Consider the following 17,378-nt stretch of genomic DNA (forward strand, 5'->3'; position numbering starts at 1 on the left):
TCCACTGAATTCAGTCCTGTTTTCCCTTCTCACCAATAAACTGATGTTCTTTATTTCTGAACAGGACATTAAAAGTGGTAAGCGTTCCGTAGATGCGGGTAATATATTGTTGAAGGTTCACCTTTTCCTCGTCAGTGAGTTTTGAATGGCTATTGATATTTTGTTCCAGCACCCGCAACCGGTCTCTCAACATCACAATCTTATGAAAGAATGCCTCAATCGGAATTTCTTTGGATTGCAGTTTAGCATCAACAGGTTTTAGAATCATGGATCCTCCGATCCAGCGCTCACCAAGGGGAACAACTTCCTGAATATCAGCCCATTTTTTCAGTATGCCCAACAATGATTTTTCAACTTCGGAGAGGGTTTCTATTTCTGATGAAATCTCAACCGCATCAATTATTTCCAATTGTTCGTCGAATTGATTCACCTCGTGCTGACCTGCTTCCATGAATGTGATGAGGTAAGTAGTCAGACGAACGCCTGTAACAACACCTAATCCAAACTTCGGATGTTGAACTCTTGAACCTATGCCTACCGTTTTTTCAGACATAAAAAAATAAGTTTAATAAGCACGGGCAAAAAGCACCCTTTGTGTTGATGGCTTTCCTGAATAGATGCATGTACCTTCCTCAGATGGATTATTCAAGGGGATACATCTTATGGTTGCTTTCGTTTCATCCTTTATTTTATTTTCCGTCTCCGAAGTGCCATCCCAATGAGCTGAAATAAAACCACCTTTTTCATCAAGTGTATATTTAAACTCCTCGAAAGAATTCACGCGGGTGATCATTGCATTTCGGAAAGCAAGCGCCTTGTCATAAATATTTTGCTGAATTTCATCAAGCAATTTCAATATCGTTTCACTTAATCCTTCCATACTGACTGTGGACTTAGCGAATGTATCTCTGCGCGCAATTTCCACTGTTCCGTTTTCTAAATCGCGTGGGCCAATGGCAATACGTACGGGAACACCCTTCAATTCATATTCAGCAAACTTCCATCCTGGTTTTTGTTTATCATCATTATCGTACTTTACACTTACGCCTTTTGATTGAAGTGATTGTTTTATTGAAAAAACTTTTTCATCGATCAGTTGTAACTGCTCTGCAGTTTTCACAATAGGAACAATAACCACTTGTATAGGAGCCATTTTTGGAGGTAACACCAAACCTTTATCATCAGAATGTGCCATGATAAGTGTTCCGATCAGTCTTGTAGAAACGCCCCAAGACGTTGCCCAAACGAATTCGGATTGGTTTTCATTATTGGTGAATGTTACATCGAATGCTTTGGCGAAATTTTGTCCAAGAAAATGTGACGTACCTGCCTGTATTGCTTTGCCATCCTGAACAAGCGCTTCAATGCAGAAGGTTTCTTCCGCACCTGCAAAACGTTCGTTAGCGGTCTTTACACCTTTAATCACAGGCAATGCCATCCAATCTTCAGCAAATGATGCATAGACATCAAGCATAGTGCGTGATTCAGCCAGGGCTTCTTCGCTGGTAGCATGTGCAGTGTGTCCTTCCTGCCAGAGAAATTCGGTTGTCCGAAGAAATAAGCGCGTGCGCATTTCCCAACGAACAACATTCGCCCATTGATTGATCAGCAATGGAAGATCCCGGTAAGATTTAATCCATCCTTTATATGCATTCCAGATGATGGTTTCTGAAGTAGGTCTTACAATCAACTCTTCTTCCAATTTGGCATCAGGATCTACAATTACTCCTTTCCCGTTTGGATCATTCATTAACCTGTAATGGGTTACCACAGCACACTCTTTTGCAAATCCTTCAATGTGAGCGGCTTCTTTAGCAAGAAAACTTTTCGGAATAAATAATGGAAAATAAGCATTTTGGTGACCGGTTTCTTTGAACATCCGATCCAATACCGATTGCATCATTTCCCAAATTGCATAACCGTAGGGTTTGATCACCATACATCCGCGTACTGCAGAATAATCAGCTAATCCTCCCTTTATCACAAGGTCGTTGTACCACTGGGAATAGTCGTCCTTTCTGTTTGTTATTTCCTTACTCATGTCGTACTTTTGGCATACTAGTTGGATAATGATCGGAAAAATAGCTCATTTTTTTAATACTCTTTTCCTTGTTAAACTTTTCTGGTTTACTAAAGTCACAGTTCTAAATTCAAATGATATGAGAACGGCATTGCTTCTAACTTCTGCTTCTGTAATTTTTCTGGCTTCTTGTTCGAGCGGAAATAAAATGCAATCATCAGTGCAAGGTGATGATTTATATGTTGCAAAAACTGAATCGTCTTTAAGCGCGCCAGCAGAAACTTACACAACTGATCCATCTGTTAAGTATCAGGATGAACAAACAAATCCTAATCCTGACTATTCTACGACTGATAAGTATATTGATGAAAATGGAACAAACTATATAACAAACAATTATTATGAAGGTCAGAATTATGATTTCTATGGTAATCAAAACAGTTATTCCTCTGATTTGAGTCACTGGTATGGTCCATCATTAGGATTCAGTTATTTCAGTCCGTTTTATTCAATGGGCGGCTTCGGTGCTTCCATTTCGTTCGGTTTTGGTTGGGGAAGCAGTTGGTATAATCCATATTATTACCCTTATTATTCTTATAATCCATGGTATTCTCCTTATTACTACGGCTATAATCCTTACTATAATCCATATTATGGTTACAGTGGTTGTGGCTATTATGGAGGTGGCTATTGTGGAGGTGGTTACTATGGTGGAGGGTACTATGGTGATGGGTATGGTTACGGCTCCGGATATGGAAATAATACATATTACGGTCCTCACGGTTCCTCAAGCAGCAATACATCAAATGATGGTGATGGTCGTCAATACAAATATGATGGTGATGTGAATGGTGGTCTGAGTAATACTTCAAATGGTTCTGGTCTCAATGTTACGCCGGCTTCCATAAATGTTTCTAATGCTGATGGAGGCATTGTTTCGCCGGTTAAAACGGGAGGAGTGATTGGAGTTACGGATATCAAAAGGAATACAACCATTCAGAATAATTCCCCTTCAGGTTCAGGTGTAATAAAAAATACAACTGGTAGAGACCTTGCTTTGCCGGATAATTCTGATGGAATAAAAACTAATGTTCCTGCTACGCATTCTATTTCACCTGCAAATGTTCCGGTAAGACAGAATAATCAGGAAAACCGCCCACGTACTAATTCATCTGCGTTGCCACCATTGTTACAACAGCAACAGAGTTCAAATGCCGCTATTAATGCAGCAAATAATCGTGGAACTAGTCATGCTAATTTTGAAAATCAATCTTTTCAAACTGAGAAATCAGCCCTGAGCGTAAATGATGCAGCTATGCAGAAATCTGTAATCAATGCTATGCCTGATGGCAGGTCGAAACAAAATATAATTGCGCAGGCACCCCAAAAGCAGAAGACGTTGAATTATGAAAAGTTATTTAAAAGCAACCAGCCTTCCAATTTAAATATTAAAGCAGATCGCTCGCCCACAAACACTAATAATGGAAACAATGCAGGAAGAAGCTATAACCAACATAGTAATTCTAATGCTCCCTCTTTAGGAACTAACAGAAGTTCTAATAGCAGTACTCACAGAAAGTAAAGGATTGTACTTTCCTAATTAACTTAAAATTTAGTCATGAAAAAGATGTTGTCAGCCATAGGTATGATGTTTTGTCTACCACTTTTTATCTATGCTCAATCAGATGAAGATGCGCTTCGTTTTTCACAATATACAATCGGTGGAACGGCTCGTTTTGTAGGTGTTGGTGGTGCATTCGGAGCATTAGGTGCCGATTTTGGTTCACTGAGTTTTAATCCTGCAGGTATTGGTCTTTACAGGAGTTCTGAAATGAGTTTCTCCGCTTCTGTAGCATGGACAAATTCAACCTCAAACTTCCAAAACATTCTAAATAATGCATCTGCATCTAAATTCAATGTAAGTAATTTCGGTGTTGTTTTTTCATCAGATCTTACAAGGAAGCAAATTGACAATAAATGGAAACGACTTAATTTTGGTTTCGGCGCAAACCGCACAAATGATTTTAATAAATCCACTTATTATCGTGGGTTTAATGAAGACAATTCACTGATTGATACATACCTCCAGGAATTGAATGCAGGAGGGGGAATTGCACCTTCGCAAATAACTAATACCTACCCCTTTTCTTCGGCACTTGCCTGGGAGTCCTACCTGGTAAACCCTGATGTTTCTGATACTAATTTTTATAGCAGCGTTATACCTCATGGACAGGTTATGCAGGATAAGCTCATTGAAGAAGACGGATCGGCAACAGAATATGTATTTACTTTAGGTTCTAATTATGATGACAAGCTTTTTATAGGTGCAACTTTTGGGATGCCATCACTTCATTACACGTCTACTTCTTCTTATGTAGAAACTGATGTCAATAATTCGATTTCTAATTTTTCCAATTTTCAACTCTACGATAATGTTTCCTCCTATGGTATAGGATTCAATGGAAAGTTCGGTCTTGCGTACAGAGTTAATGACTGGGTAAGATTTGGAGGAGCCTTTCATTCACCTACCATTTATTATTTGCATGATGAATACAGTTCATATATTAATGCTCAGCTTGACACTACGCAGGGTGATTCTTATTCCACGCCTTATGGAGTATATGACTATGCATTAGTTACTCCCTGGAGAGCTATCGCTAGCATGGCAATATTCTTTAAGCAGTATGGATTTATTTCAGTGGACTATGAATTTATGGATTATGCTTCGATGCATTATAATTTCAATAAGTATGCTCCTTCCGGCGAACAGGCAATTGAATCTTCAATAAATCAATCTATCAAATTGAAATACGGGTCTGCATCAAATATCAGGGTGGGTGGAGAACTTGTATACGATATTTTCCGTTTCAGGGCCGGATTTGGATATTATGGATCTCCTTTCAAACCAGGCGTTGCTACGGAAGACTATGACTACAGTAAAATTAATATCAGCGGAGGTTTCGGAATTAAGTTAGATAAGGTTTCAATAGATGCTGCATATATTCATACCTCAACAAAACAATTTTATCAGCCTTATTCACTTGACTCGCAATTTGTGCCTGGCGTAGGAATTAATAACAATAGCGGCAATGTTGTTGTTTCGCTTGCATATAAATTTTAAAGAAAATTTAACAAAGAAAACCTCGCTTGCGGGATGCCTGCGAGGTTTTCCTATTTGAGGAATAATCCCGCACTTAAAAATTCCGTTTTCAAGAGATTATGAAACTGGATATTCCCTATGATAAATTTAGGGTTATTGAAAATGCAATTTGCCAGGCATTATTCCTGGGCTCACTAATAGTTCAATCACTTACGTATAGGAATTGGTTTCAGTCTTATTGTCATCTGTTGGTTCGGCATTAGACCAAACTACATATATTTTATTCTCTCTAAAAATTGTTCGCAACTTCTTTTCCCTAATTTTGTTTCACCTAAAATTTATTGAATGGCATACAGATCATTGCAGCATTTTGTGGATGAATTAGAAAAAGCAGGAGAACTTATCCGTATTAAGGAATTTGTTGACCCTCACCTGGAAATAACTGAAGTTATAGACCGGCTTTCAAAGAATGACGGACCGGCTATCCTGTTTGAAAATACTGGTACTGAATTTCCTTTGCTGATTAATGCATTTGGCTCTCGAAAACGTATTTGCATGGCGCTGGGAGTAACCGATCTTGACAATATCGCAAATGAAATTGATCAGTTATTTAAATCACTAATGAAACCGAAGGATAACATTCTTGAAAAGCTGATGATGCTCCCTAAGCTTTCCCAATTAGCTTCCTGGATGCCCAAAGTAAAATCGGGAAGAGGTGAATGCCAGGAAGTAGTGATGCAAATTCCGGATATCACCAAACTTCCTGTAATGACATGCTGGCCTGAAGATGGCGGTCCTTTTTTAACACTACCGGTGATCAATACAAAAGATCCAAATACTGGAATTCGTAATGTTGGCATGTATCGCATGCAGGTTTTTGGACCAACACTTACAGGCATGCACTGGCACAAACACAAAGTTTCTGCGAAACATTTTAATGAATATAAAAAATTAAAGAAGAGAATGCCCGTTGCAGTTGCTTTAGGCGGTGATCCTGTCTACACTTATGCTGCCACTGCACCACTTCCTGAAAATGTTGATGAATATATGCTGGCCGGTTTTCTTCGCAAGAAGAAAGTGGAACTGGTGAAATGCCTGACGAACGAAATGGAAGTGCCTGCTGATGCCGATATTATTATCGAGGGATATGTAGACCCTGAAGAAGATAACATACTGGAAGGGCCCTTTGGTGATCATACCGGATATTATTCGCTTGCTGATTATTATCCTAAATTTCATATCACCTGCATCACACATAAAAAGAATGCTATTTATCCTTCCACTATTGTCGGAATACCACCACAGGAAGATGCATGGCTTGGAAAGGCAACTGAAAGAATTTTTCTTGCGCCGATCAAAATGACACTTATACCTGAAATCGTTGATATGGAGCTTCCGATTGAAGGCGTGTTTCACAATCTCACTATCGTGAAAATAAAAAAGGACTACCCCGGACAAGCGCAAAAGGTAACCAATGCCATGTGGGGCGCGGGCCAGATGATGTTTAATAAGATGTTGGTGGTGGTGGATGAAGAAGTGGATATACAGGATTATGAAGCTGTCGCTAAGGTGCTGTCCTTAAATGTCGATCCGCAACATGATATTTTTTTCGCGCAAGGTCCCATGGATGTGCTGGATCATTCCTGTTCAAAATTTTCATTTGGTGGAAAAATGTGCATTGATGCGACAAGAAAATTTGAGGAAGAGCAACGTTCTTCCCTTAAAGGGATGCTCAGAACTTTTTTATTTGAAAATGATGTGAAGGCTTTCTCTGCATGGACAACGGAATTGAATGAAACAATCAGGATTTCATATCCTGAAATTAAAAGTATAAATACATCACTAGTTGAAAAAAAGATTTCCGTAGTTTTTATCGCTGTTCAAAAAAACAGGAAAAATCACATTCGTGAATTGAATGAAAAATTATTTCACGAAACAGGATTAAAGGAAGTGAAGTTTATCATTTATGTGGAGCATGGTGTAGCTGCGAGTGACATTGCTTCCGTGATATGGCGATGGAGCAATAACATAGACCCGAGACGTGATAGTTTTGTGGTTGCCGCAGCTGATGATTCATCGATCTCACATATTGGTTTTGACGGAACCCGTAAAACCAGAGAGTACGATAACTTCGATCGTGAATGGCCAAATATTATTTGCATGGATAAAGAAACTATTCAGAAGATTGATGCTAAATGGTCAACTCTTCCACTTGGCCCTCTGCTCACATCGCCATCTTTAAAATATCGTTCGCAATTATATAAGGGCGGTGCAGTAGTTGTGGAGTAATGTATGCAGCTTCTCAACGGGTTTTAATTGTCATCTTTCTGTCATAAGTATCTGCTCTATGACCAATGACAGGTTGTGAGCGGCCATGCATCGTACCTTTGGCCGCATCTTAAAATTCTACAGTAAAATGAAAATCTTATCCGCATTTCTTGTGATTGTTTCAATTGCAGGAAACTTGAGCGCACAGACTACCGAGTCCATTTCCATGAGCCCTGGTTATGCAAATGAAGTGTTTTGGAAAATGCAAGGTGGTGTTACAGGACAAGCTGCAATAAATAGTTGGGAACTTGCATTCCGCTTAGGATTGCAGAATTCTTCCATCTTTATCAACTCCGCTAATGGGGTGAATCTCTATCATGTTCCAAATACGGACACTACAGGTTGGCTCACCCTCGACACTACAGGATTGCAATCATGGCAGCAGCTTTACAACAGCGACACATCCTGGGAATATGGAGCATTTGACCGCTCTTCAACCGGTTTTCCTGATTTTAGCTGGGGTGATTATGATTTCACTACACATGTTGTTACCGGTGATTCACTGTATGTGATTAAAACAGGTTCAGTTTTCAAAAAGCTTTGGATAATGAAAAAGGATTTCGGTAACTGGACATTCCGGTATGCAAATCTTGATAATACCGGCGATCAGACGATCATAATCAACGATGCTGATTATCCCAATAAAAATTTTGCATACTACTCCATTACAAATGGAACACCATTAAATCTTGAACCTGACAACACCAACTGGGATATTTTATTCACCCGGTATGTTACACTTCTTCCGCCAGACAACACGCCTTATCTTGTAACTGGTGTATTGAACAATGTTGGAGTAACAGTTGCGCAGGCAAATAATGTAGATGTAAATACGGTAAATGCATCTGCTTACGACAACGCTTATACTGCAAGTATTTCTGAAATCGGATATGACTGGAAATTCTTTGACATGGCTTCAGGTCAATATGCATTAGTTGACTCCCTCTGTTACTTCGTAAAATCCTTAGATGGTAATATTTATAAATTGGTATTCACCGGCTTTGCGGGTTCTGCGACAGGCGATATTTCATGGGAGCAATCCAATTCCATTACTTCTGTAAACAATTTGAATTATTCAATAGGCAGTGCAACCATCTATCCTAATCCTGTAAATGAAAAGATGAACTTGATTTTTGATGCAAAAAAAGCAATAAGCAACTTGCAGGTCAGTTTGAATGACGTCAATGGCAGGGAAGTATATCACACTACTTTAAATGCCAATTCTGGTTTGAATCAGCGGCAATTGTCACTGCCTGCTATTTCTGACGGATTGTATATTCTTCTACTTGATGCGGGTAATGAGGTTTCTGCTTTGAAAGTAATGGTTGCACAATAGTCATCATGCTGAATCATATTTTCCCGGTTAAAATGTGGAAGATGAAGATGTCAGAATTAATGGATATCAGAAATGGAAATTGGCTGGCTTTGATTCTCACAATCTTGCTAACCCCGGTCTATGCGCAGGAACATGCCTCCATTACTGTAATCGATAATGAAACACGGACACCGGTGATAGATGCCGTAATTATTTTGCAGCCATTCAATAAAAAGTCAGACGAAAAGCAGGAAGTTTATTTTACCGGGGAAACTGGTGTAATTGAAAATTTATTTCCTGAAAAAGCTACAATTTATATTCAGTCAGTTGGCTTTAAAACGCTTCAGGACACAATTGTTCCATCTCAATCTTACACATTTTATCTTTCTAAATTAAATGTAGATCTCAATGAGATAGTTGTTACAGGTCAATATGGTATCAATACTTCTGATAAATCGGTTTACAATGTAAAGGTGATTGATAAATCAACTATTCAATCAATGGCCGCGCAGGACTTGGGAGACGTTTTATCGAACCAGCTTGGCTGCAGGTTATCGCAGGATAATATACTTGGCAGTAGTGTGAGTATCAACGGTATTTCAGGGCAGCATGTAAAAATTCTGATTGATGGCGTGAATATGATTGGAAGAGAAGATGGTAATATAGACCTCAGTCAGATCAATATGAACAATGTAGAGCGTATCGAAATTGTAGAAGGCCCAATGTCAGTGAGTTATGGAACAGATGCTGTAGGAGGATTAATCAATATTGTAACCCGTAAAAACAGCAGTTATCCGTTAGAAGCTGATCTTAATTTGTATTACGAATCTGTTGGAACTTATAATGGTGACGCTGCTTTGCTGTGGCGGAAAAATAACCATGCAATTTCGATTTCCGGTGGACGTAATTTTTTTGATGGTTTTTCCGATCCGGATTCCTCAAGGTTTATGCAATGGAAGCCAAAAGAGCAATACTTTGCCGCTTTCAACTATGACTATCAGATGAAGTCTTTAAAAGTCGGATTCAAGAGTGATTATCTTGATCAGAAAATTCAGAACAAAGGAAATCCTGTATTAACCCCTTACCAGGCATATGCTTTTGATGATTATTATCTTACCACAAGGTGGAATAATGTACTTACTGCAGAATGGCGATTGAAAAACAATGCAAACATTCAGTTTACGAATGCGTATTCATATTACCAGCATATCCGAAACACTTATCGGGTGGATCTTGTAACACTCGACCAAATCCTGCTTACAGGAGAAGGGACACAGGATACCAATGCATTTACTTCGTGGGCTTTTAGGGGAACATACAGTAATAATTTGCCTGTGCAAAAACTTAATTTTCAAGCAGGTTATGATATCAATCTTGAAACAGGGAATGGTGAAAAATTGTCTGGCAGCAAGCAGCGTATTAATGACTATGCACTTTTCGGAAGTTTAGAATACCGGTTTTTTGAAAGTTTATTCGTCCGGCCCGGACTTCGTTTTTCATACAACACACGATATGGCGCACCAATTACACCGTCATTGAATATCAAGTATGACTTCCTGGTAAATTATTCCTTCCGTGCGTCATACGCGCATGGTTTTCGTGCGCCTTCGCTCAAGGAACTTGACTTGTACTTTGTAGATGTAAACCATAACATAATCGGTAACAATAACCTTAAAGCTGAAACTTCTGATAATTATGAGTTGTCTTTTACTACGCGAAACAAAGCGGGAGATTTGTACCTGAAGGCTGATGCTGGTATTTTTTATAATGATATCAGAAATATTATCACGCTTGCTTTGATAGAACCTGTTACCCAATTGTATACCTACATAAATATTGACCGTTACCAGACCACAGGAGCAACTTTTTCTGCATCCTTAAAGTCTAAGCACTTTTCTTTTACCACCGGATTTTCACTTACCGGCCTTTCCAACTCATTGTCTGACTCATTCAACATCGAAAAATTTTCGCTGACACCTGAGTTTCAAAATAATTTTCTGATGACGTTTCCAAAAGCCGGATTTGAAGCAGCTATATTTTTAAAAAATACCGGTGCCACGCCTGGCTTTAACTTAGATGTGGATGGCAATGTTTATCAGACAACAATTGGTGCATATACAATTGTTGATTTGTCACTTACTAAATATATATTGAACAAGCACATTGCTTTTTCAATGGGTGTAAAAAATCTTTTTGATGTGGTAAATATTCAAAGTAATGCCGCTTCGGGAACAGCACACTCATCGGGAGATGTTTCAGTTCCTTATTCAACAGGAAGGTTTATTTTTGGAAGCATTCGATTCAAACTTTATAAGGAATAGTTTTTTGAAGTGATAACACGGTTAACCGGAGGATTAGAAATATGATTAAGAGCAAAAGGGTTTTTCAATTGGAGTCAATAATTTTTGGTGCGAATGCATTTTTTCGTGGGATTGTTACAATGCTTTTCATCATTTTTTTCTCTTCCTGCTTCAAAGATGATACGGCTATAGTGCTCCCTCCCCCGGGAGACGCGGAAATCAGCCAAGTGTCCATGGGATCTGATTATCAACGCCAGATTTATTTTGATATGGCTACCGAAGATACACTTGCCAGCAATTATAATTGTTGGGACTTATGCTTTCAATCAACTGCAGATGGCTGGCACATTTGGATCAACGGAGGTAATCTTGCGATGATTGCCAATATGAACACGCAGGACTTTGATGCTATTACGAGTACTAACGGTGCAGCCTGGAAATGGGATGAATCAAGCTGGAATATTGATTCCACAGCAATCGGTGACTGGAGAAATGATCGTAAAGTATACGTAATGGATCTTGGTTATGAAAAGCCGGCAGAGCAACGGTATAAGAAAATTATTTTTCAAACGCTTACTGATACCTATTACGAAATTGAATTTGCTAACCTTGATGGGAGTGATGTTCATGTAATGCAAGTTCCAAAGAATGAGTTGTTTGCTTATGCCTACTTTTCTTTTGTTGAAGGTGGAACACTACTCAATATAGAACCCGACAATCAACGGTGGGATATTCTGTTTACAAGGTACCGTTATATTTTTTATGATCTGAATCCGCCTTTGCCTTATTTAGTTACAGGTGTGCTCATTAATCCAGGAATTGCAATTGCAATTGATTCCACTTTTTCTTTTAGTGATATTGACTATGCAAAGGCACTCGATTTCACTTATTCTGACAAGCGAGACATAATCGGTTACAACTGGAAGTATTATGATTTCGACAATGCAGCTTATGTTGTTCGTTCGAATATTAATTACATTATCCGCGACATGGAAGGAGTATATTGGAAAATGCACTTTATTGATTTTTACAATAATGGAGGTGAGAAGGGATATCCGCAATTCGAATTTCAACGACTTTAAGCTTACTATTCTTACAGCTTATCGTATAGCCCAGATTGGAAAATAGTTACCGATTACAGATAGCAATTTATTGGATTATTTATTATGTACAATCTGAATCGCTGATTGATTATATCTGAAATATTGGTGATACACTGTATTGATTTTTACATTAACTTTATGTTGCTTCAAATCTCTGATGCCACTCAACGATTGTAACATGAAAGGACTCTTCATTTTCCTGCTCTCGTCAACTGGATTTTTTGCGCAGCAAACTCAGGCGCAATTGTTTACTGGATTGCAGCCTGGTGTATCCAAAGGTTCATCAGATTTATTTATTTCAAATTTTTTTGAAAATGAAAATGATGGTGGAGTATCCGGAATTTATGCAGTTCCTGATTACCAATGCACGGGCTTCATAAATCCTTCCGTTGAAATAGTTAACTATGGTTCTAATGTGCTTTCTGCCGCATTAATAAAATATACTGTTGATTCAGAGTTGCCTCAATATCTGGCATGGGAAGGAAGCCTTGAAACCGGTGAAGCAGATGTGATAGAATTCGATCAGATTCAGGTAACTGCAGGATTTCATCAACTAGCTGTGACTATTATTGAAGCCAACGGACTTGCTGATATCAATGGAAGTAACAATGATGGATTGGTTGATTTTTATATAATTGGATCAAGTATCTCCGTACCTGTGTCGCAGCCATTTGAAACTGTAATCTTACCGGAAGGATATTTTGTAGAAAATGAAGACGAGTTCGGTTGGAAAATGTATTCCCAGGAAAAGGAACTAGGCGATAATAATTACATGTTGCAAATGCCTTTTTTTTATAGTGTTGCTGAAAATATTTACTATGCATATATCAAGAACCTCAACCTTTTGAATCAGGGAAGTGCAGTATTGAATTTTGATGTGGCTTACCGCTATTATCAAAACAGCGGACTTATTAATTTTGATAAACTCCAGGTAGAAGTATCTGTTGATTGCGGGGCGTTCTGGAATGTAGTATATGATAAGGAGAAGGATGATTTAGCCACAGTGCCTCCAAGTGGAGCAAGTATTTATTATCCGGTAGCCGACGATGAGTGGCGAACTGAAACAGTAAATCTTGATAATTATGCTGGGAATGCCAACGTGATGATTCGGTTTAAGGCGACAAGCGGTCATGGCAATAATCTTTACATCGATAATTTAAAAATTTCTTCAACCGTTGGTCTTGAAGAAGTCGCAAATGCAAAGGAGTCGATGCTGATTTATCCAAATCCTGCTGATGATTTGGCAATGATTGATTTGCCATGGTCCTCCGAAGCGTCAGGCCCTGCTATACAGGTCTATAATAGTTCGGGTCAGCTTATTCGTCAATTCAAGGGTTTACTGGAATCACCGGCTATGATATATACCTCTGATTTACCTGCTGGTCTATATCTGATCCGATTGATTGATCAGGGAGCATTGAAGGGAATCTCAAAGCTAACAGTGATTCATTGATTGATCTATCTACGGTGGACAACTATTTTTTAGTTATTCATTTACATGATCTTATGTATTAGAAACCATCTCAAAATTGATGCGTCTTGCTGAATTTATTTCCGAAGGATCCTTCGGAAAACAAGTTCGGAATGACACTGCTCTTTTGCCTTTTTAAGATGGCTTCTAGTATTTCAGACGGTGAAATGATTTGGATGTGCAAGATTTAATCTTTAAAAATAGTTGAGTAAGGGAAATTGGCCAATCGAATTTCAAATGATTGCGTAATAACTTTTTCTACTCTGCTGTTTTCGGTAAAGGGTTATCGCGAAGAATTATTCCAACAATTTTACTTCATAAGAGGTTTTCAATTGCATATATGCTTATGAATGATTTTATCAAACATTTTTGATTAGGAAATCAGATTTTTTCAGCAAAAGAATGTCTTTTACTAAAGTGGTAATGCCTTAATGCTTATTACGATTTCTTTTTACTTCATTATTATGCCTGTAATGGGTTTCCCTGTGCAGCCACTCGGGTAGGAGATATTTAACCAATTAGAAATCGTAGGCGCAATATCAGGAACCACGAGCGGATCCGCAGTTGTGCCATGTGCTATTTTCCAGCCATACCAAATAAGGGGAACGTGATTATCATAGTCGTAAACAGTTCCATGAGAAGTTCCTTTTGTCTGGTGCCATTCTACCCACCCTGGTGATAATGAATAAAGAATGTCACCACTTCTTGCCGGCTGATAACCATTCATGATTGTATTTTGAACAAAAGGGGCGCAATTATTTATTCCATAATCCGGTGCACACACGCAAAGTGTTCCTGGTTGAGCAATAAGATAATCCCGCACTTTCAACGCAACCGATTCTTCTGAAAATTTTGAAGTAGCAATCATCTTCTTATTCAGATATATCTGTTGACTGCTCATGGAATTGATCCATTTTCCGGTTCCGAATACTGAAGAAAGGTAGTTGTTCAGATTTTGCAAAACACTGTCAGTACTGGTGAAACTACCGGCAAGGTGTTTATCTTTTGCAAATAGAGGATTCAGTGCCACACCGTGATCGGCTGTCAGAAATACAAGCACATTATTTTTCCCTGCATATTCATCAATAAATTTTAGTAGTGCTTCAATATCGCGATCAAGGCGGGCATAACAATCAGCAGTTTCCAGTGAATTAGGTCCGAAAGAATGACCAATAATATCAGTGGACGAAAAGCTGATGCAAAGAAAATCAGTTGAAGCATGCTTTCCCATTTGTTCTCCTTTTATTGCTTCAATGGCAACATCTTTCGTCATCGTATTTCCAAAAGGAGACACTGGGATCAGGGCATAATTTTTTTTCACCATCCTGTGAGGGAATATCGGCATTGTTTCGCCGGGTAAGTTGCTTTCATAAGGAACTGTATCATTTGTACACATTGAATAATCTTTTCTGGGAAGTAACAATCGCCAGTCATTCTGCAAATAGCTATCAGGTTTATGGGATTTGTTGAACTGCTCCATCCAGGCAGGCAACGTTTTCATGTAAAAAGTGCTGGTAATCCAATTTCCTGTTTTTGAATCAAACCAAAAAGAACCATTGGATAAATGACCTGCAGGCATTATCGCAGCCCGATCTTTTAACGCGATGCCGATTACCTTTGATTCCCTGCTTACCAGCTTTAATTCGTCTGTAATGGTGGAAGTTTCCAGAAGAAAAGGTGAAGCGGAAGCGGCAGCCACTTCATTGCCTACGGTGGTTGTAAGAGGATCTGATACGCAATAGATTTCCTGCTCTGTATTCCGGTCAAACCAATTGTTATCTATTATTCCATGAATGGCTGGTGTGGTGCCTGTGTAGATGGTGGAATGTCCCGGCGCTGTAGTGGTAAGAAAATAATTGTAATGCGTATTCCGGCAAAGGAACCCTTCATTTACCAGTCTCTTAAATCCCCCGTCTCCATATAAATCCCAAAATCTCCAGATAAAGTCGTAGCGCATTTGATCAATTACAATACCTACTACCAATTTTGGCTTATCAGGTGCATTGCTGCTTTGTGCAAGACTCAATTGTATACAAGAAAAAACTGCGAGAACAATAGGAATGATTTTTTTCATAAACAGAGTTGAAGACTGGTTTTTGAACTGTGAAAATAAGTTATTGGATGAATTACCAGCATCAAGCCCGACATGCAGTCGTATGGACAATTACTCTTTGCTCGCTTCTTTCTTTTTCATCAGGAATCGAGAGTTCCATCCCAATGAAAGCATTGTATCATATTCGGCAACAAGAAGCTTGATGTCATCTGATGTGCTATAATAATAATTGTACTTCAAGTCAGTTTCAGGATGAAAATCCTGGTGAAAAGGTGCCAGCTCAATCCAGTCTTTGTGTTCAGTAACAAGGTGAAAATTTAGTGAAGGATAAAACCACCAACTGCAGTTGAGCATGATCGGTTTAGCTGTTTTCTGATGTTCTTCTTCCAATGCGTTGATCACTTTATAAGTGTCCGCGTCATACCACCATTCAAAGCAGTAAGTAAAATTCGCTGCTCTGATTAAATGAATGAGGGCGAAAATGGAAAGCGGTATTGAGAAAAAAACTATTGAAGCGGACCATTTACCGCGTAACCATTCTGCAAAAAAAACAAAATTAATCGCCATTAGTGGATAGAAAAACAAGGCCGTACGTGAAGTCAGGTAAGGAGTGTCAACGAGATAAAATTGCAACATGTTTACGATAATGCTCCCGATGAAAACAAGCAGAAAGAACATCTGGTTACATTTGTACAGCACCATTTTTTCTTTAAAAAATTGCCATGCCGCACTTAAAATTATGATGGAAATAATTGCGATAAGTAAATAGCTGAATTCCACTGCATGCAGATTAAAATATTCTACGTTATACTGGCTTGCGTAAAGCAATGTCAACACAGTATCTTTATAAAAACCATTGGTACCCCAATAAACGAACTGATTGGTAGCTATCATTTTTGTTATTGGAATATAACTGGCAACTGCCAGCAGCAATGAGCCCATAAAAAGTATGAACCATTGCCATGCAAGTTTTTTAGGCAGTTTTTGTGCTATATGTTGTAACCAATTAAATTGGAAGGAAGCTATGCCAAGTAATCCAATAAATGCCGCATAGAAATTGAGCGTGGTAAAATTTGTGTAAACCGCCAGCATCGAGAATAATACTGACCATGCCAGGTGTATATTTTTTTTCTTTTCAAGAAATAGTAAAGAAAAATAAAGCGCGGTCATCATAAATGAAATGGACAACGCATAGCCTCTTGCAAGTGAAAAAAAATCGAGGAGGTAAGGGTTGCACACCATCACACAGATCCCAAAAAAAGTTACTGCCGCATCCGCAGTGATTTTGCGAATGAAAAGAAATACCATCGTGAAGTAAAGGCTAAAACCGAGAATGTTTGGCAATCGTGCTGCAAAGGGATGCATGCCGAAGAGAGTAGCAGACAGCTTAACAAGCAAGGTATTCAGAATATGGTTATTCGGAATCGGTCTTTCATAGGTTACAATGTCATGAATCGACATCGTAGAATAAGTGAGGCAAGTATTGGATTCATCGTGAGTTATGGGAAGTAATATGGCTCTTGCAACCACATACACCATCAACAAAATTCCCAATAGAACCGGAAAAACTGTTTTGAACAGAAATGATAATTTCTCGTTCTTAATCATCTTCAAAAAACTGTAAAACGGGTGATTCAAAAAAAGCAATTTCTTCTCTTGAAAGTAAGTCGCAAGTTATGGTTTATTAA

General features: G+C 38.6%; 11 protein-coding genes. 7 read left to right on the top strand and 4 right to left on the bottom strand.

Going from position 1 to position 17,378, the window contains the following annotated elements; all coding sequences use genetic code 11:
* Positions 1-10 precede the first annotated feature (10 nt).
* A complete protein-coding gene (locus tag IPO83_13545; protein MBK9732281.1) occupies positions 11-553 on the bottom strand; it encodes a hypothetical protein in 543 nt (180 codons plus the stop codon).
* Positions 554-565: 12 nt separating this feature from the next.
* Positions 566-2,041 (bottom strand): proline--tRNA ligase, encoded by a 1,476-nt coding sequence (locus IPO83_13550; protein ID MBK9732282.1) that lies wholly within the window; start codon positions 2,039-2,041, stop codon positions 566-568.
* 118 nt (positions 2,042-2,159) lie between these two features.
* Here IPO83_13550 and IPO83_13555 point away from each other — a divergent pair, with 118 nt between their 5' ends.
* The 7 genes from IPO83_13555 (at position 2,160) to IPO83_13585 (ending at position 13,619) form a co-directional block, all read left to right on the top strand.
* Positions 2,160-3,602 (top strand): hypothetical protein, encoded by a 1,443-nt coding sequence (locus tag IPO83_13555; GenBank protein ID MBK9732283.1) that lies wholly within the window; start codon positions 2,160-2,162, stop codon positions 3,600-3,602.
* A 36-nt stretch (positions 3,603-3,638) separates the two neighbouring features.
* Positions 3,639-5,141 (top strand): hypothetical protein, encoded by a 1,503-nt coding sequence (locus IPO83_13560; protein MBK9732284.1) that lies wholly within the window; start codon positions 3,639-3,641, stop codon positions 5,139-5,141.
* 324 nt (positions 5,142-5,465) lie between these two features.
* Positions 5,466-7,409, top strand: coding sequence for a menaquinone biosynthesis decarboxylase (locus IPO83_13565; protein MBK9732285.1), 1,944 nt, complete (start codon positions 5,466-5,468; stop codon positions 7,407-7,409).
* Positions 7,410-7,536: 127 nt separating this feature from the next.
* On the top strand, positions 7,537-8,784 hold the full coding sequence (locus tag IPO83_13570; protein MBK9732286.1) for a T9SS type A sorting domain-containing protein: 1,248 nt from the start codon (positions 7,537-7,539) through the stop codon (positions 8,782-8,784).
* A 5-nt stretch (positions 8,785-8,789) separates the two neighbouring features.
* Positions 8,790-11,084 carry a TonB-dependent receptor gene (locus IPO83_13575; protein MBK9732287.1) on the top strand — a complete coding sequence of 765 codons (2,295 nt, stop codon included), beginning with the start codon at positions 8,790-8,792 and terminating at the stop codon, positions 11,082-11,084.
* 212 nt (positions 11,085-11,296) lie between these two features.
* The gene (locus IPO83_13580; protein ID MBK9732288.1) at positions 11,297-12,145 is read left to right on the top strand and encodes an HmuY family protein; all 849 of its coding nucleotides are present in this window, start codon (positions 11,297-11,299) and stop codon (positions 12,143-12,145) included.
* 178 nt (positions 12,146-12,323) lie between these two features.
* Positions 12,324-13,619 (top strand): T9SS type A sorting domain-containing protein, encoded by a 1,296-nt coding sequence (locus tag IPO83_13585; protein MBK9732289.1) that lies wholly within the window; start codon positions 12,324-12,326, stop codon positions 13,617-13,619.
* A gap of 469 nt (positions 13,620-14,088) precedes the next feature.
* Here the strand turns inward: IPO83_13585 and IPO83_13590 are convergent, their stop codons facing one another.
* On the bottom strand, positions 14,089-15,711 hold the full coding sequence (locus tag IPO83_13590) for an alkaline phosphatase family protein (GenBank protein ID MBK9732290.1): 1,623 nt from the start codon (positions 15,709-15,711) through the stop codon (positions 14,089-14,091).
* Positions 15,712-15,801: 90 nt separating this feature from the next.
* Entirely contained in the window at positions 15,802-17,298 is a 1,497-nt protein-coding gene (locus IPO83_13595) for a hypothetical protein (GenBank protein ID MBK9732291.1), read from the bottom strand.
* Positions 17,299-17,378: the final 80 nt, after the last annotated feature.

Source organism: Chitinophagaceae bacterium, assembly GCA_016717285.1.
Taxonomy (GTDB): Bacteria; Bacteroidota; Bacteroidia; order Chitinophagales; family UBA10324; genus JACCZZ01.

Coding starts and splice junctions, on each gene's coding strand:
- IPO83_13575 (MBK9732287.1), top strand. CDS start 8,790: ATGCTGAATCATATTTTCCCGGTTAAAATGTGGAAGATGAAGATGTCA.
- IPO83_13560 (MBK9732284.1), top strand. CDS start 3,639: ATGAAAAAGATGTTGTCAGCCATAGGTATGATGTTTTGTCTACCACTT.
- IPO83_13555 (MBK9732283.1), top strand. CDS start 2,160: ATGAGAACGGCATTGCTTCTAACTTCTGCTTCTGTAATTTTTCTGGCT.
- IPO83_13570 (MBK9732286.1), top strand. CDS start 7,537: ATGAAAATCTTATCCGCATTTCTTGTGATTGTTTCAATTGCAGGAAAC.
- IPO83_13565 (MBK9732285.1), top strand. CDS start 5,466: ATGGCATACAGATCATTGCAGCATTTTGTGGATGAATTAGAAAAAGCA.
- IPO83_13595 (MBK9732291.1), bottom strand. CDS start 17,298: ATGATTAAGAACGAGAAATTATCATTTCTGTTCAAAACAGTTTTTCCG.
- IPO83_13545 (MBK9732281.1), bottom strand. CDS start 553: ATGTCTGAAAAAACGGTAGGCATAGGTTCAAGAGTTCAACATCCGAAG.
- IPO83_13580 (MBK9732288.1), top strand. CDS start 11,297: ATGGGATCTGATTATCAACGCCAGATTTATTTTGATATGGCTACCGAA.
- IPO83_13550 (MBK9732282.1), bottom strand. CDS start 2,041: ATGAGTAAGGAAATAACAAACAGAAAGGACGACTATTCCCAGTGGTAC.
- IPO83_13590 (MBK9732290.1), bottom strand. CDS start 15,711: ATGAAAAAAATCATTCCTATTGTTCTCGCAGTTTTTTCTTGTATACAA.
- IPO83_13585 (MBK9732289.1), top strand. CDS start 12,324: ATGCCACTCAACGATTGTAACATGAAAGGACTCTTCATTTTCCTGCTC.